General features: G+C 59.6%; 23 protein-coding genes. 11 read left to right on the top strand and 12 right to left on the bottom strand.

From position 1 onward, the window contains the following. Window positions 1-31 precede the first annotated feature (31 nt). Genes marB through marR form a run of 3 tightly spaced genes read right to left on the bottom strand, consistent with a single transcriptional unit; the run spans window position 32 to window position 1,120 of the window. Window positions 32-250: a multiple antibiotic resistance protein MarB gene (gene marB, locus GT756_RS11175; RefSeq protein WP_043519537.1), complete on the bottom strand. Its 219-nt coding sequence runs from the start codon at window positions 248-250 to the stop codon at window positions 32-34. A gap of 40 nt (window positions 251-290) precedes the next feature. Continuing rightward, a complete protein-coding gene (gene marA / locus GT756_RS11170; protein WP_002904397.1) occupies window positions 291-665 on the bottom strand; it encodes an MDR efflux pump AcrAB transcriptional activator MarA in 375 nt (124 codons plus the stop codon). A gap of 20 nt (window positions 666-685) precedes the next feature. After that, the gene (gene marR / locus GT756_RS11165; protein ID WP_017900358.1) at window positions 686-1,120 is read right to left on the bottom strand and encodes a multiple antibiotic resistance transcriptional regulator MarR; all 435 of its coding nucleotides are present in this window, start codon (window positions 1,118-1,120) and stop codon (window positions 686-688) included. Between the two features lie 261 nt (window positions 1,121-1,381). Here marR and GT756_RS11160 point away from each other — a divergent pair, with 261 nt between their 5' ends. Beyond that, window positions 1,382-2,050, top strand: coding sequence for a MarC family NAAT transporter (locus GT756_RS11160; protein WP_004205969.1), 669 nt, complete (start codon window positions 1,382-1,384; stop codon window positions 2,048-2,050). A gap of 67 nt (window positions 2,051-2,117) precedes the next feature. Here the strand turns inward: GT756_RS11160 and GT756_RS11155 are convergent, their stop codons facing one another. Beyond that, complete coding sequence (locus GT756_RS11155) at window positions 2,118-3,317, bottom strand: sugar transporter (protein WP_004205967.1); 1,200 nt, start codon at window positions 3,315-3,317, stop codon at window positions 2,118-2,120. A 201-nt stretch (window positions 3,318-3,518) separates the two neighbouring features. On the opposite strand from GT756_RS11155, the gene GT756_RS11150 reads away from it, so the two are divergent. After that, window positions 3,519-4,310, top strand: a complete 792-nt coding sequence (locus GT756_RS11150) for a PhzF family phenazine biosynthesis protein (RefSeq protein ID WP_048324138.1) — start codon at window positions 3,519-3,521, stop codon at window positions 4,308-4,310. 50 nt (window positions 4,311-4,360) lie between these two features. Here the strand turns inward: GT756_RS11150 and GT756_RS11145 are convergent, their stop codons facing one another. The 6 genes from GT756_RS11145 to GT756_RS11120 form a co-directional block, all read right to left on the bottom strand. Further along, a complete protein-coding gene (locus GT756_RS11145) occupies window positions 4,361-5,038 on the bottom strand; it encodes an SDR family NAD(P)-dependent oxidoreductase (RefSeq protein ID WP_160124782.1) in 678 nt (225 codons plus the stop codon). Next, the gene (locus tag GT756_RS11140) at window positions 5,035-5,508 is read right to left on the bottom strand and encodes a YhcH/YjgK/YiaL family protein (RefSeq protein WP_048324142.1); all 474 of its coding nucleotides are present in this window, start codon (window positions 5,506-5,508) and stop codon (window positions 5,035-5,037) included. Before GT756_RS11140 ends, GT756_RS11145 begins: the two co-directional genes overlap by 4 nt. Next, entirely contained in the window at window positions 5,505-6,671 is a 1,167-nt protein-coding gene (locus GT756_RS11135) for an exo-alpha-sialidase (protein ID WP_064794840.1), read from the bottom strand. The genes GT756_RS11140 and GT756_RS11135 overlap by 4 nt, the downstream gene beginning before the upstream one ends. Before the next feature lie 3 nt (window positions 6,672-6,674). Next, window positions 6,675-8,084, bottom strand: a complete 1,410-nt coding sequence (locus GT756_RS11130; protein WP_064183702.1) for a sodium:solute symporter family protein — start codon at window positions 8,082-8,084, stop codon at window positions 6,675-6,677. A gap of 76 nt (window positions 8,085-8,160) precedes the next feature. Then, window positions 8,161-9,045: a dihydrodipicolinate synthase family protein gene (locus GT756_RS11125; protein WP_064150080.1), complete on the bottom strand. Its 885-nt coding sequence runs from the start codon at window positions 9,043-9,045 to the stop codon at window positions 8,161-8,163. A gap of 14 nt (window positions 9,046-9,059) precedes the next feature. Further along, window positions 9,060-10,208, bottom strand: a complete 1,149-nt coding sequence (locus GT756_RS11120) for an iron-containing alcohol dehydrogenase (RefSeq protein ID WP_060655797.1) — start codon at window positions 10,206-10,208, stop codon at window positions 9,060-9,062. A gap of 174 nt (window positions 10,209-10,382) precedes the next feature. Between GT756_RS11120 and GT756_RS11115 the strand changes: the two genes are divergently transcribed. The 3 genes from GT756_RS11115 to GT756_RS11105 are packed head-to-tail and all read left to right on the top strand — an operon-like array spanning window position 10,383 to window position 13,360. After that, window positions 10,383-11,618 (top strand): four-carbon acid sugar kinase family protein, encoded by a 1,236-nt coding sequence (locus GT756_RS11115; protein WP_060655798.1) that lies wholly within the window; start codon window positions 10,383-10,385, stop codon window positions 11,616-11,618. Then, a complete protein-coding gene (locus GT756_RS11110) occupies window positions 11,611-12,597 on the top strand; it encodes a D-threonate 4-phosphate dehydrogenase (protein ID WP_130938993.1) in 987 nt (328 codons plus the stop codon). Before GT756_RS11115 ends, GT756_RS11110 begins: the two co-directional genes overlap by 8 nt. 1 nt (window position 12,598) lies before the next feature. Next, the gene (locus GT756_RS11105) at window positions 12,599-13,360 is read left to right on the top strand and encodes a DeoR/GlpR family DNA-binding transcription regulator (protein WP_048324158.1); all 762 of its coding nucleotides are present in this window, start codon (window positions 12,599-12,601) and stop codon (window positions 13,358-13,360) included. A 21-nt stretch (window positions 13,361-13,381) separates the two neighbouring features. On the opposite strand, the gene GT756_RS11100 is transcribed toward GT756_RS11105, so the two are convergent. After that, the gene (locus GT756_RS11100; RefSeq protein WP_032456013.1) at window positions 13,382-14,326 is read right to left on the bottom strand and encodes an L-lactate dehydrogenase; all 945 of its coding nucleotides are present in this window, start codon (window positions 14,324-14,326) and stop codon (window positions 13,382-13,384) included. Window positions 14,327-14,471: 145 nt separating this feature from the next. Between GT756_RS11100 and GT756_RS11095 the strand changes: the two genes are divergently transcribed. Then, window positions 14,472-14,954, top strand: a complete 483-nt coding sequence (locus GT756_RS11095) for a GNAT family N-acetyltransferase (protein ID WP_114506226.1) — start codon at window positions 14,472-14,474, stop codon at window positions 14,952-14,954. On the opposite strand, the gene GT756_RS11090 is transcribed toward GT756_RS11095, so the two are convergent. After that, window positions 14,908-15,786, bottom strand: a complete 879-nt coding sequence (locus GT756_RS11090) for a LysR family transcriptional regulator (RefSeq protein ID WP_017900362.1) — start codon at window positions 15,784-15,786, stop codon at window positions 14,908-14,910. The genes GT756_RS11095 and GT756_RS11090 overlap by 47 nt on opposite strands. Before the next feature lie 106 nt (window positions 15,787-15,892). On the opposite strand from GT756_RS11090, the gene sad reads away from it, so the two are divergent. The 5 genes from sad to GT756_RS11065 all read left to right on the top strand — a co-directional run bounded on the left by sad (window position 15,893) and on the right by GT756_RS11065 (window position 20,800). Further along, window positions 15,893-17,278, top strand: coding sequence for a succinate-semialdehyde dehydrogenase (gene sad / locus GT756_RS11085; RefSeq protein WP_049115611.1), 1,386 nt, complete (start codon window positions 15,893-15,895; stop codon window positions 17,276-17,278). Window positions 17,279-17,358: 80 nt separating this feature from the next. Further along, entirely contained in the window at window positions 17,359-18,285 is a 927-nt protein-coding gene (gene glsB, locus GT756_RS11080; protein WP_004205960.1) for a glutaminase B, read from the top strand. Beyond that, a complete protein-coding gene (locus tag GT756_RS11075; RefSeq protein WP_004205959.1) occupies window positions 18,285-18,653 on the top strand; it encodes a DUF4186 domain-containing protein in 369 nt (122 codons plus the stop codon). Before glsB ends, GT756_RS11075 begins: the two co-directional genes overlap by 1 nt. 114 nt (window positions 18,654-18,767) lie before the next feature. Next, complete coding sequence (locus tag GT756_RS11070; protein ID WP_004205958.1) at window positions 18,768-20,192, top strand: GGDEF domain-containing protein; 1,425 nt, start codon at window positions 18,768-18,770, stop codon at window positions 20,190-20,192. A 77-nt stretch (window positions 20,193-20,269) separates the two neighbouring features. Next, complete coding sequence (locus tag GT756_RS11065; protein WP_064183707.1) at window positions 20,270-20,800, top strand: GNAT family N-acetyltransferase; 531 nt, start codon at window positions 20,270-20,272, stop codon at window positions 20,798-20,800. Window positions 20,801-20,906 lie beyond the last annotated feature (106 nt).

Raw genomic sequence — 20,906 nt, 5'->3', positions numbered from 1 at the left:
GGGGCTATACACAAGTATGCGTGTAATGGCATCACAGGTCGTGCTGCTGGTAGTACGGCACGCCTAGTTCGTCAGATTTATCATTGCCGGCCGCCATATGATTGAAATCAAACGGCGAGTCGTTATGGTCCGAAGGGAGAATCATTGTGTCACGCTGGTTTTGCCGCACCGGCGTGGTGGTTTGCTCCGCAAAGCTGAAGCTGGATGCCAGCGACAGAAGGACGATAGCTGCGGCAGCGAATAGTTTCATGATTTCCTCAATACGTCTTTGATATTACAGGCGATAAACATCAGTTATTTAGCGGATGCAGATAGCGGGATTCGCCAGGTACATTCGTTATGCGATATTTGTGGGGCGGAACATCGAAATAGTTTTTAAATGTTCGCGTCAAGGTCTGCTGCGATTCGAAACCGTAGCGTTCCGCCAGGTACAGGATTGGCTCATTGCTCTGCTTGAGCTTTTGCGCAATCTCCGTCAGCTTACGGCTGCGGATGTACTGGCCGAGGGAATGGCCGGTCTCTTTCTTAAACATACGTTGCAGGTGCCACTTGGAGTAACCTGAGCGCTCAGACACTTTTTCCAGCGACAGGGGCGATTCCAGGTTATCCTCGATCCACGACAAAATACTATGGATAGTGATGGCGTCATTATTACGTCTGGACATCATCTTACCTCTTCTTATTGTTACGGCAGGACCTTCTTGAGGAGTTGCTCAAGCATGGCGACTTCGTCCGCCGACAGATTTTTTGTTAACTCCTGGTGTAACTTCTGACCCACAACCTGATGACACTGCTCGCAAAGGGCTGCGCCGTCTGGCGTCAACTGCACCAGCACACCGCGCTTGTCAGCGGGGTTGGGTAACCGTTCAATCCAGCCTTTACACGCCAGGCGGTCGAGCATACGCGTCATCGCGCCCGGGTCGACGGAAAGCACGGTTTTCAGCTCAACGGGGGTAATACATACCTCGCAACGAATGGAACAGAGCACCCGAAACTGGGTCGCGGTAATATCCATCGGTGAGAGGTAGTCGTTGAGCAGGCGATCTTTTTTCTGGTTAACCATCTGGATCAAGCGGCCCAGCGGGATCATCTCGTTGAACAGGTCGCTGGTATTTTTCATGATGGTTGCCCAGGCAATGATTTAGTTGCGAGTGATACTATTGCCCAGGCAATCATAAGTCAACATTATGAATTAGCCGATGCCACGATTTGCTAAAACAAAAAAATTCGACGCGTGTCACTGTTTGTGAATTTTCTAACGCTTGTTAATTTTTGGCGAAAGTGATTTATCAGCTGGCTGGCGTTGGAATTGTTGAAGCCGGTATACTCACGGACTGAAACCATCTTTAAAAAATGAATATTTACGGGACTTTATTTAACTATGTTCGATTTGTTTAAAGCGATAGGGCTCGGCCTGGCGGTGCTTTTACCGCTGGCGAATCCGCTGACTACCGTGGCGCTGTTCCTCGGCCTCGCGGGCAATATGAACAACGCCGAGCGTAACAAGCAGGCGTTGATGGCCTCGGTGTATGTCTTCGCCATCCTGATGGTGTCATGGTATGCCGGCCAGGTGGTGATGAATACATTCGGCATATCAATACCTGGGCTGCGAATCGCCGGGGGGTTGATTGTGGCCTTTATTGGTTTCCGTATGCTGTTCCCCCAGCAAAAAGCCCACGATTCGATGGAAGCGAAGATCAAATCCGAAGAACTACAGGATGAGCCGACCGCCAATATCGCCTTTGTGCCGCTGGCGATGCCAAGCACCGCCGGTCCGGGCACCATCGCGATGATCATTAGTTCCGCCTCGACCGTTAAACACGGGGTGGACTTCCCGGAGTGGGTGGTGCTGGCGGCGCCGCCGATTATCTTTGCCCTGTTGGCGATCATTCTCTGGGGTTGCCTGCGCAGTTCGGGGGCGATTATGCGTCTGGTAGGCAAAGGCGGCATTGAGGCCATCTCACGATTGATGGGCTTCCTGCTGGTCTGCATGGGCGTGCAATTTATTATTAATGGCGTGCTGGAGATCATTTCGACCTGGCATCCCTGACCGCGGTGATGCGCAGAGAGACAACAGCCCGCCGGAGCGATACCGGCGGGCTGTTTTTGCGGCTAAATTAAGAGTGGTGCGGCTGGTGTTCTTCCAGCGATACCGGCCAGCGGCGGAAGATCAGCAGGGCCCAGATCAGGCCTGCCAGCGCCGGGATAGCGCCGATATAGCCGATGGAGGCCATAGAGAGATGCAGACTCACCTGGCTGCCCACCAGCGCGCCGGCGCCAATGCCGATATTAAAGATGCCCGAGAACAGAGACATGGCGACGTCGGTGGCGTCCGGGGCGGAGGCCAGCACTTTCACCTGCATGCCGAGACCGATAATCATAATCGCCACCCCCCAGAAGATGCTGAGCAGCATCAGGTGGTGCGGGTTATGCGAGGCCGGCAGAAGCAGCAGCAGACAGGCCAGCAGCAGGCCGATGGCGAGGCTTATCAGCCCCGAAGCGTGCTGGTTACCGAGCTTGCCGAACAGAATGCTGCCGATAATCCCGGCCCCGCCGAGGATCAGCAGCAGCACGGTGGCAAAATTGCCGCTCAGACCCGCCACCGTCTGGACGAAGGGTTCGATATAGCTGTAGGCGGTATAATGGGCGGTCACCACCACTACGGTCAGAATGTATACGCTGACCAGCGCCGGGCGACGGAACAGCACCGGCAGGCTCTTCAGCGAGCCTGAGTGTTCGCTCGGCAGGGTCGGCAGCAGTTTCACCAGGCAGACCAGGGTGGCTAACGCGCCCAGGCCGATCGCCAGGAAGGTCATTCGCCAGCCAAAATACTGGCCGATGATGCGGCCGATCGGAATCCCAAACACCATCGCCAGCGCGGTACCGGTGGCGATCAGACTGAGCGCCTGCGCCCGTTTGCCCGGGGGGGCCATGCGGATGGCTAGCGCCGACGTTATCGACCAGAACACCGCATGGGCGAAGGCGATGCCGATGCGGCTGATGACCAGCACGTCAAAATTCCATGCAAAGAACGACAGCACATGGCTAGCGATAAACAGAATAAACAGGCCGATGAGCAACCGCCGGCGCTCCACTTTGCTGGTCAGCAGCATAAACGGCAGCGACATTAACGCCACCACCCATGCGTAGATGGTCAGCATCATGCCCACCTGGGCAGTTTCCATGCCGAAGCTGTCGGCAATATCCGACAGCAGACCGACCGGGGCGAATTCTGTGGTGTTAAAAATAAACGCGGCGATGGCCAACGTCACGACACGTAGCCACGCTACCTTGCGTGAGACCGTATTCGTAGTCATAAGCTCTGGACTGGTGATTCAGGGGAAGATGTGACGCCGATCATAAAACGTTTGCTGGCGAAAAGACAATCATTATGTGATCTGCCTCTCGTTTCACTGCAAGCAGCCAGGCGCGGTTAAGCAATTAATTTTGCTATGGATAGTGTCAGAGGGGCGCTTTTATGTCATGTTGAAGGAAAGTAAAAAAAGTAAGGACAGTGTATGCAGGAAATTCAATTTTATCTGGTCGATGCTTTCAGCGATAAAAACTTCGGTGGCAATGCCGCGGCCGTCTGCCCCCTCAGCGAGTGGTTAGCCGACGATGTGCTGCTGAAAATGGCCCAACAGCATAATCAGTCCGAAACGGCGTTCTTCGTCCGCACCGACGAAGGCTATGAGCTGCGCTGGTTTACCACGCTGCACGAGATCAACCTCTGCGGTCATGCCACCCTGGCCGCGGCGCACGTTATTTTTGAGTATCTCGACCATCCCTCGGCGACCATCACCTTCAGCACCCGCTTCGTTGGCGACCTGCGAGTCACCCGCAGCGGAGACTGGCTGACGCTCGACTTCCCGGCGTGGACGACCAGCCCGGTGGCCAACCCGCCGGCGGACCTGCTGGCCGGACTAGGCCTCGAGGCGGCCGTCGAGGTACGTGAAGGGCGCGATTATCTGGTGCTGCTGGCGGATCGTCAGCAGGTTGAAGCGGTGCGGCCGGACATGGCGCGCCTGCAGACGCTTGGCAAAATGATCTGCGTCAGCGCGCCGGATGAGGAGTATGACTTTGTCAGCCGCTTCTTCTGCCCGGGTGAAGGGGTGCCGGAGGATCCGGTGACCGGCTCCGCCCATAGCATGCTGATCCCCTGGTGGGGCGAAAAACTGGGGAAAACCACCATGATGGCGCGCCAGGGCTCCGCCCGCGGCGGCGACCTGCGCTGCCAGTGGCAGGGCGACAGGGTGCTGATCGGCGGCCAGGCCACCACCTATCTGCGCGGGACTGTCTATTTGCGTTAATCATCACCGCCGCGTCGTTCCGCTGTCCGGGGACGGCGCGGCGTGCGTCATCAGGCGAGGGAGGCGCCACCGCACATCACCAGCTCCTGTCCGGTCATCGCCGATGCGCCCTCACTCAATAACCAGCTTATCAGCGAGACCACCTCTTGCGGGGTAATGAGCCGCCCCAGCGGCGGCAGCTGTGGCGGGGAGCTTTCCCTGCCGGGCTGACGGAGCATCGGCGTATCGGTTGCCCCGGGCGCCACCACGTTGACCGTCACCCCAGCGGGCGCCAGCTCTGCCGCCCAGCTTCTGGCAAGGGCGACCAGCGCGGCTTTGGTGGCCGTATACTGTGAACGACCCGCTGCGCCACGTGATGTACGGCTTCCCAGCAGAACAATCCCCCCACCCGGCCTCATGGCCGGGGCGAAGTGATTGACCAGCGTCTGGGCCGCGTCGACATGTAAACGCCACAGCGACTCGCCGTGCAGTGGATCCAGATTGCCCAGGGTTGCGGCGGTCATCGAGCCCGCGGCGTGGATGATGGCCTGAGGAGGCTCAATCTGCTCCAGCGCCGCCAGCAGCGCGCTGCGTTGGCTGACGTCGACCGTCAGATGGCGAAAGTTCGGCTGTGAGAAGGGCGGCAGCGAACGGCTCATGCCGACCACCTGCCAGCCGTCCTCCAGCAACTGCCTCACCACCGCGGCGCCGATCCCGGAACTGGCCCCGGTTACAATTGCCTGCTTCATCGCGCCTCCAGCATCGCCGCCGGGATCTTGAATACCGCCTTTCTGACCGGCGCTGGCGTCGAAACCGCACACAGCGCCTGGTGCGGTTCGCCGGGGTAAAAGACCGCGAAGTCGCCGGGACGCAGCAGAATAGAGACACTCTCCGGGGCCGGCTGACAGATATAGAGGTCGGGCTTAATCTCATTATCTTCCGGGCGCATCGCGGGAGCCATGCCCGCCTGGATCCGCTCCTCGCCGGCCAGGATGACCTGAATATCCGCCCACTGGCGATGATATTCCGTATGCCGCTCGGCCGCGGGCTGGGTTTGCACCACGCTGAGGGTGCAGAACCACGGCGCGCCGTCGGGCTGGAACCGGCCATCCTCTCTGGCGCTCAGGGCGGCCAGCGAGCAGACCTCGCTGCTCAAAAGCTGGTTTAACGCCGGCGGCAGGCCAGCCTGCTGCAGCGCCTGCAGATTACCGATAATCATGCGCTTGCTCCTTTCACCCACTGTGGCGAAACGCGAACATACTTGATCGCCTGGCGGTACCAGGTGTAGGCGATATGCAAATTACCGTCTGCTCCCTGTTTGATGCTGGGGTAGGAGAACTCCCGGTTCAGCTTCTGCTCCGAATTATTGGTCATGCAGTAGCCGTCACCCTCGTCAAGATTGCGCAACCACGGCCAGCTTTTGCCGCCATCGGGTGAAATCGCCACCGTCATCGGCGCGCGTGGCGCGCCCCAGAAGGCGCTTTTCCCGGTTGTTTCCGGCTCCTTACGGCCATCGTCATCCGCAATTTCATCGTACAGCGAGGCACGGCGTTCAGTGGCTCCGGCGGCGCTCATATTATTGAACACCAGCACCAGTTCGCCATTGTCGAGAGTTGTCGCCTGAATGGACGAGTTATTGTTCGGCAGCGTCGTGGGCGCCGGCGCAGACCAGCTTTCACCCTGGTCGCTGGAGTGGCTGAACCAGATATGATCCGCCCAGCGACTGCGAAAGAAGGCCGCCAGTCCGCCGTCGGGATGCGGGGTGATGCTCATATGGACGCAGCCAAGGCTCTCCGGGACTGCCACGTCACGCCAGCTTATGCCGCCGTCTGAGGAGATTTTCACCGCGCTGACGTCATTGTTACCCACCCATTTCTCGCCTGGTTCGGTGCGGCAGTAAAACACTGGCAACAGCCAGCTGCCGTCAGGCATGACGCTAATCGGCTGGCGAATAAAGGTACCGGGCTGATCCAACAGGGTGTCGATGGGACCCCAGCTTTGCCCGCCGTCATGTGACTGGCGGTAGCGGACAATGGCGGTATCCTGGTTGCCGGCGTATTGCGCCGTCCATAACAGCCACACTACCTGGTCAGGCGCCTGAAACAGCACCGGATTTTGTTCCGAGCGGTCAGGATCGTCAGAGAGCTTAACCGCTTCGCTCCAGCGATCGCTGTCGGTGGCTAACCGCGATCCCCAGATCGAAATGTCGGCTTTCCCTTCCTGCGAGCCGCCGAACCAGACGCACATCAGGCTGCCATCTTTCAGCTGAAGCAGGTTGGCGGCATGATTTTGCGGGCAGGCGCAGGGGAGCATCGCCCATGCGATATGTTCATCTTGTGGGTGCTGGCGAATGACGCCGTCGAAAGAAGGTATTGTGGTCATGTTTTAGACTCCACGTTGCTCAACAGGGGCAGGAGATGATTGTGATTTATTCGGGATCAAGCGATCGAGGACCATAATGATCGCCGGGGTCGCCAGGGCGACATACATGTTATTGATGCCGAACGGATCGCCAAGTAAATACCAAACGGAGGTCACCACGCAGGCGCCGATCAGACCGGCATTGGCGCCGCGGGTGCTCCGGAAAAACGGTGCGTAGAAGGCGATAACCGCCACCACGGTAATGGACAGGCGGATGGCGCGGGTGAAGAAGGAGAGTTTCAGCACTTCCGGCACCAGCAGCACAAAGACCAGCGGCAGGAAGCCGATAATTAACGATGCCCAGCGCGTGGCTCTGAACTCCTGGTCCGGGGTCGGGTTACGCCATGGCACGTAGAAATCTTTCACCACCAGCGAGGCAATGGCTAGGGCAACGGTACTAACGCTGACGAATATCGAGGCCACAAGTGACGTTGTCACGAGTCCCGCCAGCCACGGGTTCATGTCCTGCAGAAATACCGGCAGGGCGTACAGGCTGTTGATTTCCGGATGCAGATATTTCGCCGCCACGCCGATGATAGCGATGGCAAGGGCGATGGGCAGGCAGAAAAAGAAGGCGATCCAGGTGGAACGCTTTGCTGACCGGACATCTTTGGTGGAGCTGATCGCCTGGATAACAAACTGGGTGCAGAAGATGGAGCCGATGGTGCCGATAAGCCAGGCGAAGATGGTGCCAGCGCCAATGCTGCCATCCCACGTCCAGTAGTAATCCGGCATATTCTCAATCATCGGCGTGAAGCCGCCGGTTTTGGACAGAGCAAAACCCAGAATGATCAGCAGTCCGGCGTATTTTAACGCGCTGTGTAACATGGTGACCCAGGCGACGCCTTTCATGCCGCCGAAAGCGAAATAGAAGGTACTGACGATGGCGGTAATAAAGGCGGCCACGGGTAAGTTGACTTTTAAGACGGTGGAGATAGCCGCGGCGCCGCTGACGTAGTTGCCCACGTTAACCAGCAACAGCGCATAAATCATGATCAGGGAGATGATATTTTTGGTACTGGTGCCATATTTCTCAGCGATAGCGCCGGAAATGGTGATTTTCCCGGTGTTATAGATGCGTTTTACCAGAATCAAACCGAACAGCGGGAAACCGATGGCTGCCCCCAGCACGGACCATGAAGCGGCAATGCCGCTCTCAAAGGCGGCCTGAGCGGTACCGATGGTTGATTTGGCGCCAATATATTCCGACATCAGTAATATACCGACAATTAAGGCCGGCATGGCGCGCGAGCCTTCCATAAAATCCCCGGAATTTTTACTACGAATACGGAATGTCAGCCAGGTGGTAAACAGAATATAGGCAATGACAATGCCGACAATAATAAAGGTATCTTCAGCGGTAAAATGATTCATCTTAGCCTCTCTCTGGGCGTACGAATCCTGGGTACGACGGTACCCGGTCTGTTTTATTTACGAAACGCAGCGGGTATTACGCTAAATAACGGGCAATGATGCCGCGAATTTCCTGCAGCTGCTGGTCACTGAACTGCACCGCGTAGCGGCTGTCGCCCACCTCATGACCCATTAGCTGCAGAGCTTTCTTCACCGCCGCAGGCGAGAACGCCACTTTATACAGATCGGTGCGCAGGCCCGTTACCTGCTCCTGGGCCTGGCGCGATCCGACGATATCCCCGGCGTGAAAGCGCGACCAGATGGCGTTAATTTCCGCGGGCGCGACGTTGGCAAGCCCCGAGATGCACGCCGAACAGCCGTCGACAAATCCCTGATGGATAAGCGAGTCCGGTCCGTTCAGAACGTCGAAACCGTCGATATCGCGCACCGCGTCGAGAAAACCTTTCAGGCTGTCGTAGCTGCCGGCGCTATCCTTAATGCCGACAATATTCTCGTGCCTGGCCAGCTGACGCGCGGTCTCCGGGGCAATGGTGTTCCCGGTGCGGGCGGGAATGTTGTAAAGAAAAAGCGGGACACTCAGCGCGTCGGCGATCGCCGTATAGTGGTTAATCAGTTCTTCCTGCTTCAAGGGCACGAACCACGGGGTAATGGCCGATACCGCATCAACCCCGAGGCGGGCGATCTGCTGGCCCAGCCGGAGAGTCTCGCGGGTAGAAACCTCCCCGATATGGGCCACCACCGGGACGCGACCGGCCGCTTCTTCCACACAGGTTCTGGCGACGGCGATCTTCTCTTCCTCATTGAGGACAAAAAACTCGCCGTTGGTGCCGCCGCAGAAAATGCCGTTGCCCGCGGCGATCTGGCGCTGCACCTGCTGGCGTAGCGCTGGCAGGTTAAGCGCGCCCTCGACGGTAAAGGGGGTGACGATGGCGGTCAGTACGCCGCTGATAGCTTTCCTCATTTTACTTTCTCCTGTTAGGCATGTTCTGGAAACAGCGTCTGGTAGATGGCCGCGATCTCTTCGCGGCTGACGCTGCAGGGGGCATTGTTCATCAGGCGTTTAACGTTTTGCGCCGCCGCGCTGAGGGCGGGAATGCTCTCCTGCGGCACGCCGAGAGCGGCGAGGTTATCGGGCAGCGGTAAACGTTTGACCAGCGCCGCCAGCCACGCGACCAGCGCATGGGATTTCTCTTCCTCGCTGAGCGTGCGATCCGCGTCGGGGATCAGATCCCAGACCTGAGCAAATTTCACCACCGCGTGGGGGCGGATCACCCGCATACAGGGCGCCAGAAGAATGGCGTTGGCCACTCCGTGCGGCAGATGCCAGGTGCCGCCGAGCGGATAGGAGAGCGCATGTACCAGGTGGGTGCCCGCATGGTTAATCGCCGCGCCGCCGTACCACGAGGCCCAGAGCATCTCCAGCTTCGCCGTCAGATCCTGCGGCTGATTCACCGAGCGTTCGATATGGCGCACCAGCTTGTGCAAACCGATTAACGCGGCGTTATCGCTTACCGGATTGGCGACGGTGGAGGTAAAGCACTCCAGCAGATGGCACAGGGCATCAATGCCGGTCGACGCCGCGATGCTGGCCGGCATGCTGGTGGTCAGCTCCGGTAGCAGGGCGACATAGTCCGGCAGGAGCACCGGGGAGATGATCCCCACTTTGGTCTGCTGCTCGGGGATTGCCAGAATGGCGTTCGGCGTCGCTTCGGAGCCGGTCCCGGCGGTGGCCGGGATTAACAATGAGCCGATCCGTCGTTGCGGCTGCTCGCCTGCCAGCAGGGCCGTCAGAGCGGGCGCCTCAGGGTGCAGAAGTACGGACAGCAATTTTGCTACATCCAGCACGCTTCCCCCGCCGATGCCAACAACTAACTGTGGCTGGCTGGCGTCGAGCTGGCTGACGATCTGCGCCACATCGTGATGGCTGGGCTCGGCCGGTACCGTGTCAATGACCTCAACTACACGCCCCTCAGCCGCCAGCAGACGATGGATCGCCTGGGTTGCTTCCAGCGCCCCGACGTTCTTGTCGGTCACCAGCAGGATAGAGGTTTTACCGGCCAATAACGGGAGCAGAGCCGATGAGGCACCCGCCCCGCTGATAATCGTGCTATGTATCGTCGCCACGCGTTTCTCCTTGGTAGCAATTGATTATTTTCAATCATTCGTGAGTTATGGAACTCGTCTGGTGGGGAAAAGTTATAATTTATACGGCGGGTTAATAACTTGAGCTTGCTCACATTTAATCAATTATGATTGAATATAATCAATTCATAATTTCATCGACCACAAGGCAGGACAATGAACGACGGCAATAACAACGTGCTGGTGTTGGCGGATGACTTTACCGGGGCCAATGACGCCGGGGTCAGCCTCGCAGAGGCGGGAATGGCGGTGGAAGTGGCATTCACCGCCGGGCAGACGTCCTCCGTGCGGGCATTAATTCTCAACAGCGACAGCCGGGCGATGACCGCCGCCGAGGCGGCGGATAAGGTCACCGCTCTGCTGCGCGACGCAGCGACATTCGTCCCACACTGGCAGGTAAAGAAGATCGACTCCACGCTGCGCGGGAACCCCGGTGCCGAGCTGGAGGCCATGATGGCGGTGCAGAACTGCCGGGTGGCGGTGGTGGCGCCGGCGTATCCGGCGGCCGGGCGGCATACCCGTGACGGACGCTGCTATGTGTATGGGGTGGCCCTCGATCAGACCGAATTTGCCAGCGACCCGAAAACGCCGGTGAGCCGGGCGGAGATTAGCGAAATTATCGCCATGCAGAGCCGTCTTCCCTGTCTGACCTTGAACGCTACCCAGCTCCCGGCGGCATTAGCGATGGCGGGCGAGGAGAAGCGAGTATTGATTGTCGACGCCTGGGAAGACAGCCAACTGGATCAGGTGATCGACGCCGTCGCGCCCCATGCGCGAGAGACACTGCTGGTCGGCTCGGCGGGACTTTGCGAGGCGCTGGCCCGCCGCCTTCGCCGCAGCGAGCAGGGGCCTCTGCTGGCGGTGGTTGGTTCGATGAGCGAGATGGCGCAGCGCCAGGTCGCTGCGCTGCAGGCTCATTCCCGAGTGAGGAAGATTGAAATTGATGTCGAACAGGCCTTTAGCGGATCGCCGAAGGAGGAAGCCTCGCGGATCGCCGAGGTGCTGCGTGAGGGGCAGCACTGCGTGGTGACCACCCGCCCGAATCACGCCGCCCGGCACGGGATTGAAGCCCAGTGTCGCGAACATGGCCTCAGCCGCGCGGCCTACGGGGAGCGCATCTGCGCCTGGCTTGCCGACGTCACGGCGCAGGCGGTGGCGCAGTGCCCTCCGGGCGCGCTGTATCTTTCCGGTGGTGATGTAGCCATCGCCGTCGCGCACGCGCTGGGTGCCAGCGGTTTCCAGATCCGTGGCCGGGTGGCGGCCTGCGTTCCTTACGGACATTTTCTCGGTGGCCGCTGGTCGCGGCCGGTGATGACCAAAGCCGGAGGATTCGGCACCGATACCACGCTGTTACATGTTGTGAATTTTATTGAGGAGAAACTGAGTGTCTAAAATGATTGCAGTCACAATGGGCGACCCGGCAGGTATTGGTCCGGAGATTATTATTAAATCCCTCGCCGAGGGGGCGCTGAGCGGCGCGCCGGTGGTGGTGGTAGGCTGCGCGCAGACGCTGCGGCGGATCCTGGCGCTGAATATCACGCCGCGGGTGGAGCTGCGCATCATCGACCATCCCGCCGAAGCAGTATTTACCCCGGCGACGATTAACGTTATCGATGAACCGCTCAGCGATCCGCAGGTTCTGCGTCCTGGTGAAGTCCAGGCTCAGGCGGGCGATCTGGCATTTCGTTGCATCAGACGGGCGACCGCCCTCGCACTGGAGGGCGCGGTCGCGGCCATCGCTACCGCACCGCTGAATAAAGAGGCGCTGCATCTCGCCGGGCACGCTTATCCCGGCCATACCGAACTGCTGGCCCACCTGACGCAGACTACCGATTACGCCATGGTGCTGTATACCGAGAAACTTAAAGTTATCCATATCACGACCCATATTTCCTTGCGCCAGTTCCTCGATACCCTCAACCAGCCGCGGATTGAGACGGTGATTGGCGTGGCGGATCGGTTTTTGCGCCGCGTCGGCTATCCGCGTCCGCGTATTGCGGTCGCCGGCGTCAACCCGCACGCCGGGGAGAACGGCCTGTTTGGCGATGAAGAGATCCGCATTGTCGCCCCGGCGGTCGCCGCCATGCAGGCGCAGGGGATAGCGGTCACCGGACCCTGTCCGCCGGATACGGTGTTTATGCAGTGTCATGAGGGGATGTACGACATGGTGGTGGCGATGTATCACGACCAGGGGCACATCCCGCTGAAGCTGCTGGGATTCTATGATGGGGTGAATATCACCGCCGGGCTGCCGTTTATCCGCACCTCTGCGGATCATGGCACCGCGTTTGATATTGCCTGGACAGGTAAAGCGAAGTCTGAGAGCATGGCAACCTCCATTGAGCTCGCCATGCACATCGCGCAGGAATAACATGAAGGGATATAACCGGTTAGAGCAGATTATGGACTTCCTGAAAAGCCATAATCTGGTGACAGTCGACCAGCTGGTGGCGGCGACCAACGCCTCGCCGGCCACCATTCGCCGTGACCTGATCAAACTCGATCAGGAAGGGGTGATCAGCCGCACGCATGGCGGGGTGACGTTAAACCGGTTTATTCCTGCCCAGCCGACGACGCTGGAGAAAGCCCAGCGCAGCCCGCTGGAAAAGCAGGCGATCGCCAGCGCGGCGGCAGCGCTGGTGAAAGCCGGCGACGCCATTGTGCTTGATGCCGGCACCACCATGATTGAACTGGCGCGGCAGATCACCCATCTGCCGCTGCGGGTGATCACCAGCGATTTACATATCGCCCTGTTTTTGTCGGAGTTTAAGCAGATTGAAGTGACGATTATCGGCGGCCGCATCGATGACAGCAGCCAGTCGTGCATTGGCGATCACGGCCGCCGCCTGCTGCAGGCCATCTGGCCCGATCTCGCCTTCGTCAGTTGCAACGGCTGGGACCTTGAGAAAGGGATCACCGCCCCGACGGAAGAGAAGGCCGCCCTGAAGCGCGATCTGATGGCCAATGCCCGCCGGCGCATCCTGCTGGCGGACAGCTCGAAATACGGTGCCTGGTCACTGTTCAACATTGCCCCGCTGGAGTCGTTGACCGATATCGTTACCGACAGCCACCTGCCGGAAGCGACCCGCGAGGCGCTGGTGACCCTTTCCCCACAGCTGATCATTGCCGACTGAACCAGACGTCGCCGTCTGCCATCAGGGCAGACGCGCGATATTGGCTTTGATTACCGCAATCGACTGGCTGAACTTCGCCTGCTCTTCGTCGGCGAGCCGCAGTTCGATAATCTGCTCCACGCCCCCCTGGGCCAGCACCGCCGGCACCCCAGCCGCCGCGCCGCAGACCCCGTACTCACCGTCAAGAATGCAGGAGACCGCCAGCGCGCGGTGGCTGCCGGTAAAAATATTACGGCAGATCTCGGCGATGGTGCCTGCCACACCATATTCCGTACAGCCTTTACCGGCGTAGATCTCAAACCCCAGCTTACGCACTTTGTCGGCCATCGCCTCGCGGTCGAGCGGCCGGCCGGTGCGCTGCTGGTAGAGGTCGGCTATCGGCGAGCCATACACCGAGGAGTGCGACCAAACCGGAAACTGAGTGTCGCCGTGCTCGCCGAGGATAAAAGCGTCGATGCTTTGGGCGCCAATGTTCAGCTCCTGCGCCAGCAGACGGCGCAGGCGGGTGGTATCCAGCCAGACGCCGGTGCCCAGCACCTGGCTGCGCGGCAGGCCGGAGAGCTGCCATACCTGCCAGGTGATGATGTCGCAGGGGTTCGTGGCCACCAGAAAGATGCCGTTAAACCCATTGGCCATCATCGTTGGCACGATGCGCTTCACTATCTTCGCGGTGGTGGTCAGTTCATCCAGTCGGCTCTGGCCTGGACGCAGCGCGCCGCCGGAGACGGTGATCACCGCGATGTCGACATCAGCGCAGTCGCTGGCCTCGCGGGTAGAGATGGTCATCATCCCCGGCAGATAGGCCGCGGCATCGCTGAGGTCCTGAGCGTGGGCCTCGGCGCGCTGTTGGTTAATGTCGACGAGGATCAGCTCCTCGCAGATGCTCTGATTGAGCAGCGCGTAGGCCGCCGACGCGCCGACGTTGCCGGCGCCAATAATCATCACTTTACGGGCTTTGGTGTGCATATTCAGCTCTCAAAAACGAACGGCAGGGGATAAAATTACTGTGTTTCAGTGAGTTAGCGCAAGTGGTTAGCGGCAATATAAGTTAATGCTATGGCGGAAACCGTCCTGAGGCGCGCTACAGTGGCGTAAAAAAAGGAGCTCACCTATGTATACCGTTACCGACATCGCCCCCACCGACGCCGAATTTACCGCCCTGATTGCCGCCCTCGACGCCTGGCAGGAGACACTCTACCCGGCAGAGAGCAACCATCTGCTGGACCTCGGCCAGATGCCGCCAGATACAGTGATCGCCCTGGCGATTCGCAGTCCGCAGGGCGAAGCCGTTGGCTGCGGGGCTATCGTCCTCAGCGCTGAAGGTTTTGGCGAGATGAAGCGGGTCTATATCGATCCGCAGCACCGCGGACAGCAGCTGGGAGAAAAGCTGCTGGCGGTCCTGGAGGAGAAAGCGCGGCAGCGCGACTGCCATACTCTGCGCCTGGAGACCGGCATCCATCAGCATGCGGCCATCACCCTCTATACGCGCAACGGCTATCAGACCCGCTGCGCGTTTGCCCCTTACCAGCCCGATCCGCTCAGCGTGTTTATGGAGAAACCGCTGTTCGCCGATCTTCGTTCAGCAGCGCTATAAACGCCTCCAGCTGGCGGGTTTTGGCGCCCCGGCGCCACACCAGCCAGGTGGTGAGCCAGCGCCACTCTTCCGCCAGCGGCCAGGCGGATACCTGCTGATGGCCGGGCATACTTTCCAGCATACTGCGCGGGATCAACGCCAGGCCCGCGCCGGCGATCACGCAGGCCAGCATCCCGTGGTAAGACTCCATCTCGTGGATCCTCCCCGGGGTCGCTCTGTCGGCATGGAACCAGCTCTCAAAATGCCGGCGGTAGGAACAGTTGGCGCGAAAAGCGTAGACATTTGCCCCGTTCACTTCGCTGGCGTGGGCGATGGGCGCGTGGCCGTAGGGGGCGACGATCATCATCTCTTCAGGGAACACCGGCAGCCCCTCCAGGCCCGGATGCACCAGCGGTCCATCAACGAACGCGGCGCTCAGGGCTCCCTCCAGCACGCCGTCGATCATCGTCCCGGAGGGGCCGGTGGAGAGGGCGAGATGAATTTTCGGGTAACGCTGATTAAAGTGGGCCAGGGTGGTGGGGATCCGCACCGCCGCGGTGCTCTCCAGCGAACCGAGAGAGAACAGCCCCTGGGGTTCGTCGCCCGCCACCACCATTCGCGCCTCGTCAACCAGGGCGAGGATCTGCTGGCTGTAGCGTAAAAAGCTGTGGCCTGCGGGGGAGAGGCGCAGCCGCTGGTTCTCGCGAATAAACAGCTCAACGCCAAGATCAGCCTCCAGCTGGCGGATGCGGGTGGTGAGGTTGGACGGCACACGATGCACTTTTTGCGCCGCCTGGGTGATGCTGCCGGTGCTGGCGACAGCGTTAAACATCTCAAGTTGAGTCAGGTCCATACCATTCTTCTTTTGTGAATGCGTTGCTTAATATTATTCATTTTCAATGAATGGAAAGGTAAGCCAGAATACGCTCACTTCGCAAGCAACGAGAGAGAGAATAACGATGAATTTATCTGCAACGCACGCCGTATCCGTCAACCCGACTACCGGTGAGGTGGTCTCCTCGCTGCCGTGGGCCAACGAACGCGAGGTCGACGCGGCTATCGCTCTCGCCGCGGCGGGTTATCGCCAGTGGCGTCAGACGCCGCTCGCCGCACGCGCCGACGCGCTGCGCCGCATTGGGGCCGAGCTGCGCGCCCGCGGTGAAGAGGTGGCCCAGACGATCACGCTCGAGATGGGCAAACCGATTGCTCAGGCTCGCGGCGAGGTGGCGAAATCCGCCAACCTCTGCGACTGGTATGCCGAACATGGCCCGGCGATGCTGGCGACCGAAGCCACCCTGGTGGAAAATAACCAGGCGGTGATCGAATATCGTCCGCTGGGGGCCATTCTGGCGGTGATGCCGTGGAATTTCCCGGTCTGGCAGGTGCTGCGCGGCGCGGTGCCGATCCTGCTGGCCGGCAACAGCTACCTGCTGAAGCATGCCCCTAACGTAATGGGCAGCGCCCGTCTGCTGGGCGAAATTTTTGCCGCCGCTGGCCTGCCGGAGGGGGTTTTTGGCTGGGTCAATGCCACCAATGACGGCGTTTCGCAGATTATCAATGACGACCGCATCGCGGCGGTGACCGTCACCGGCAGCGTCCGCGCCGGAAAAGCGATTGGCGCTCAGGCGGGCGCAGCGCTGAAGAAATGCGTGCTCGAGCTGGGGGGATCCGATCCCTTTATCGTCCTGAACGACGCCGATCTGGATGAAGCGGTAAAGGCCGCCGTCACCGGCCGCTATCAGAACAGCGGCCAGGTGTGCGCCGCGTCGAAACGATTTATCCTCGAAGCCGGCATTGCCGAAGCCTTCACCCGCAAATTTGTCGACGCCGTCGCGGCGCTGAAGATGGGCGATCCGCGCGACGAGCAGAATTACGTCGGGCCGATGGCGCGATTCGATCTGCGCGATGAACTGCACCAGCAGGTCACGGCGACCCTCGATGAAGGCGCGACCCTGCTGCTGGGGGCGGAGAAAATCGAAGGGGCGGGCAATTACTACGCGCCCACGGTCCTGGGCAACGTCACCGCCGGAATGACCGGCTTCCGCCAGGAACTGTTTGGTCCGGTGGCGACCCTGACCACCGCCCGAGATGCGGACCACGCGCTGGCCCTCGCCAACGACAGCGAATTTGGCCTGTCAGCAACGGTCTACACCACCGACGAGGCGCAGGCTCAGCGCTTTGCCCGCGAGCTGGAGTGTGGCGGCGTCTTCCTTAACGGCTACTGCGCCAGCGATGCCCGGGTGGCTTTCGGCGGCGTGAAGAAGAGCGGTTTTGGTCGTGAACTGTCGCATTTTGGTCTGCACGAGTTCTGCAATGCGCAGACCGTCTGGAAAGACCGTCGCTAATCTGCGTTTGCCCCTGACGACCGTCGTTCTCGTCTGCTATACTCGCCCACCAAAATTCGACGGTGGGCAAGGAGCCGCGTGTGGCGACGGTGATCAATAACGCAATGCTGGAAGCCATTCTGGCAGAAATCAGGCCGCTGATTGGCCGCGGTAAAGTGGCGGATTATATTCCGGCGCTGGCCAGCGTCAGCGGCGACAAGCTTGGCATCGCTATCAGTACAGTGGACGGGCAACATTTTGCCGCCGGCGATGCGCATGAACGATTCTCCATCCAGTCGATCTCCAAAGTATTGAGTCTGGTGGTGGCCATGAACCACTATCAGGAAGAAGAGATCTGGCAGCGGGTGGGGAAAGATCCCTCTGGCCAGCCGTTTAACTCGCTGCTGCAGCTGGAGATCGAGCAGGGTAAACCGCGCAACCCGTTTATCAACGCCGGGGCGCTGGTGGTTTGCGACATGCTGCAGAGCCGGCTCAGCGCGCCGCGCCAGCGGATGCTGGAGATTGTCCGCCGCCTCAGCGGCGTGGCCGATATCGCCTACGATCCGCTGGTGGCCCGCTCTGAGTTTGAACATTCGGCACGCAACGCCGCTATCGCCTGGCTGATGAAATCCTTCGGCAACTTCCATAACGACGTCACCACCGTGCTGCAGAACTATTTTCATTACTGTTCGCTGGAGATGAGCTGCGTCGAGCTGGCGCGAACCTTTCTCTTCCTCGCCGACCGCGGCATCGCCCCGCACCTGGAAAAGCCGGTTATCGCGCCTATTCAGTCCCGTCAGGTGAATGCCCTGATGATGACCAGCGGCATGTACCAGAACGCCGGCGAGTTCGCCTGGCGCGTGGGGCTGCCGGCGAAATCGGGCGTCGGCGGCGGAATTGTGGCGATCGTGCCGCAGGAGATGGCGATCGCGGTGTGGAGCCCGGAGCTTGACGAGGCGGGTAACTCGCTGGCCGGGGTGGCGCTGCTGGAGAAACTGACTCAGCGGCTGGGGAGGTCGGTGTTCTGATGGTCGATCAGGATCGGTTGTTTGCTCGTCTGGCGCGCTCGACGTTTCGTTCGCGCTTCCGGCTGGGGATGAAAGAGCGGCAATATTGTCTCGATAAGGGACCGGAGGTCATCGACCAGCACGCCGCCGATTTCATTCGCCAGCGGCTGGCATCCGCCGCGCCGGCCAATGATGGCAAGCAGACGCCGATGCGCGGTCACCCGGTGTTTATCGCCCAGCACGCGACCGCCACCTGCTGTCGCGGCTGCCTGGAAAAATGGCACGCCATTCCCCACGGCCGCGCGCTGAGCGAGCAGGAACAGCGCTATATTGTGCAGGTGATCCACCGCTGGCTGGTGCTGCAGATGAACGCGCCGTCTGTGCGCTAATTTGCATTTGATCGGCGCCGGAGTATGCCTGATAAATATTCTCATGTTATGATAATCCGCTAACTAACTATTAACATAATAATTGCCTGAAACAATTAGACGGATAATTACTGAATGTCTTCACTGTCGATTCGGTCATTTACGCTGTTTCGTGAAGAACAACCCGTGCGCGATGCACTGGTCTTATTTACGTTAACGCTACTGCTGCATTTTCTGGGCGCCATGCTGCGTCTGGTGCAGGAGCTCTCTTTCTTCTGGCCGCTCAACGCCGTGATGGCCGGGATTTTTGCGCGCTACGTATGGCTTAATCGCAGCTATTTTTATGCCGTCTGCTTTGCGGCAATGCTGGTCTATGACGGATTAACCTCGCGCTGGGGAATGGGCTTTGCCTCATTGCTGATTAACTTCTCCAATATTGTCTTTATTGTGACCCTGGCACAGCTGGTGCTGTGGGATAAACGACGCGCCGATTCCATGCCAGGCCCGATTAACGCGCTTAATTTATTCTGTTTCTGTCTGTTAGCCGCGTTGCTGTGCGCAGCGGTCGGCGCGCTGGGGTCGGTGGACGTCGAGCGCGCCACCTTTATCCCCCAGCTGGCGGACTGGTTTAGCGAGCAGTTCTCGACGGCGGTGCTTATCCTGCCGTTTATTCTGACCCTGACGCTGCCATCCGCGTTAAGTGGTTTTCGCTTTCACCAGCTGCTGCCAGCGCTGGCGCTGGTGCTGTCGATTGCCCTCGGCGTGGCGGTGGGCGGCGCCGGCAGCATTACCTTCCCGTTACCGGCCCTGATCTGGTGCGCCGTGCGCTATCCGCTGCCGCTGACCTGCCTGTTGACCTTTCTCACCGGCATCGGCGAGATACTGCTGGTGGCCAACTCGTTAATTCACTTTTCGCCGGATACGCGAATGCAGCCGTGGCAGCTGTTCTCCACCCGCCTGGGGATCGCGGCTATGCTGATAAGCCCGGTGATCGTCGCCTCCAGCGTCGAGGCGATTAACATGCTGGTGAAGCAGCTGGCCCTGCGCGCTGATTTTGATTTCCAGACCCGCGTCTATTCCCGTTCCGGGCTGAGCGAGGCGCTGAAGCGCCAGGCGCTGCCGGCGGATAAGCTGCTGACGGTGATGGTGCTGGATATCGATGGCTTCAAGCGAGTGAATGATGCTCTGGGCCATGAAGGCGGCGATTGCGTGCTGACCCAGTTTGCCCAGCAGGTTCGACACCTGGTGGGCGAGCAGGGGATGGTTGCCCGTATCGGCGGCGAGGAGTTTGCGGTGGCCGCCGTCGTCGACAGCGCTCAGCAGGGCTATGTGCTGGCGGAGAAGATCCGCCACGGTGTGGAGTCGCAACCCTTCGGCCTCGGTCAGAACCCGATCCATCTGACCATCAGTATGGGACTGGAGACCCGCGAGGTGGGCCACGCCCGCATTACCGAACTGTTTAACCAGCTGCTGCTGGCGGCGGATGATGAAATGGTCAAAGCCAAACAGACCGGCCGTAACCGCATCTGTATGCCGGCGCTCACCGAAAGCGCGCCATAAGAAAATCCTATCAGGATCTCTCTTGTGTTAATTTTTGGTTAAAAACATAGTGATGTGGTCGATAACAGGGAGCTCTTATGACCACATCCTTTTCACTGCGCACGCTGTCGCGTGACGATATTCTTCATCATCTTTCGGCATTAAGCGATATCCTGGCCAGCTGCGTTAACGGCGGCGCCTCGGTGAGCTTTATGCTGCCTTTTAGTCTGCAAACCGCGACGACCTTCTGGCAACGTACCGCTGACAGTGTGGCGGCCGGGGAGCGCATCGTGCTGGCCGCCCTTGACGCTGACTCGCGCCCCGTCGGCACCGTGCAGCTGATTATCAGCCAGCCGGAAAATCAGCCGCATCGTGCGGATGTCGCCAAACTTTTGGTTCACCAAAATGCCCGCCGCCAGGGTATTGCCAACGCGCTGATGGCGGAGCTGGAGCAAACCGCTCGTCGGGAAGGGAAGACAGTGCTGGTGCTGGACACGGCGACCGGCAGCGGGGCGGAGCAGTTCTATGTTCGCTGCGGTTGGGAAAAAGTGGGGGAAATTCCGCGCTATGCGCTGATGCCAGACGGCAAGATGACTGCCACCTCGCTGTTCTATAAGTTTCTGCCCTGACGGCCGCTATTGCAGAATGCTTTGATCAAAACAGGGTTTCAGTGGTCGTAAAACCTGATAACTTATTGGACCAATTACTCAGGTTGTATGACTACTATTAGAGGGA

The sequence above is a fragment of the Klebsiella sp. Q2 genome (assembly GCF_009900705.1).
Classification (GTDB): domain Bacteria; phylum Pseudomonadota; class Gammaproteobacteria; order Enterobacterales; family Enterobacteriaceae; genus Klebsiella; species Klebsiella quasipneumoniae.
This window is presented reverse-complemented; position numbering and strand designations above follow the sequence as displayed.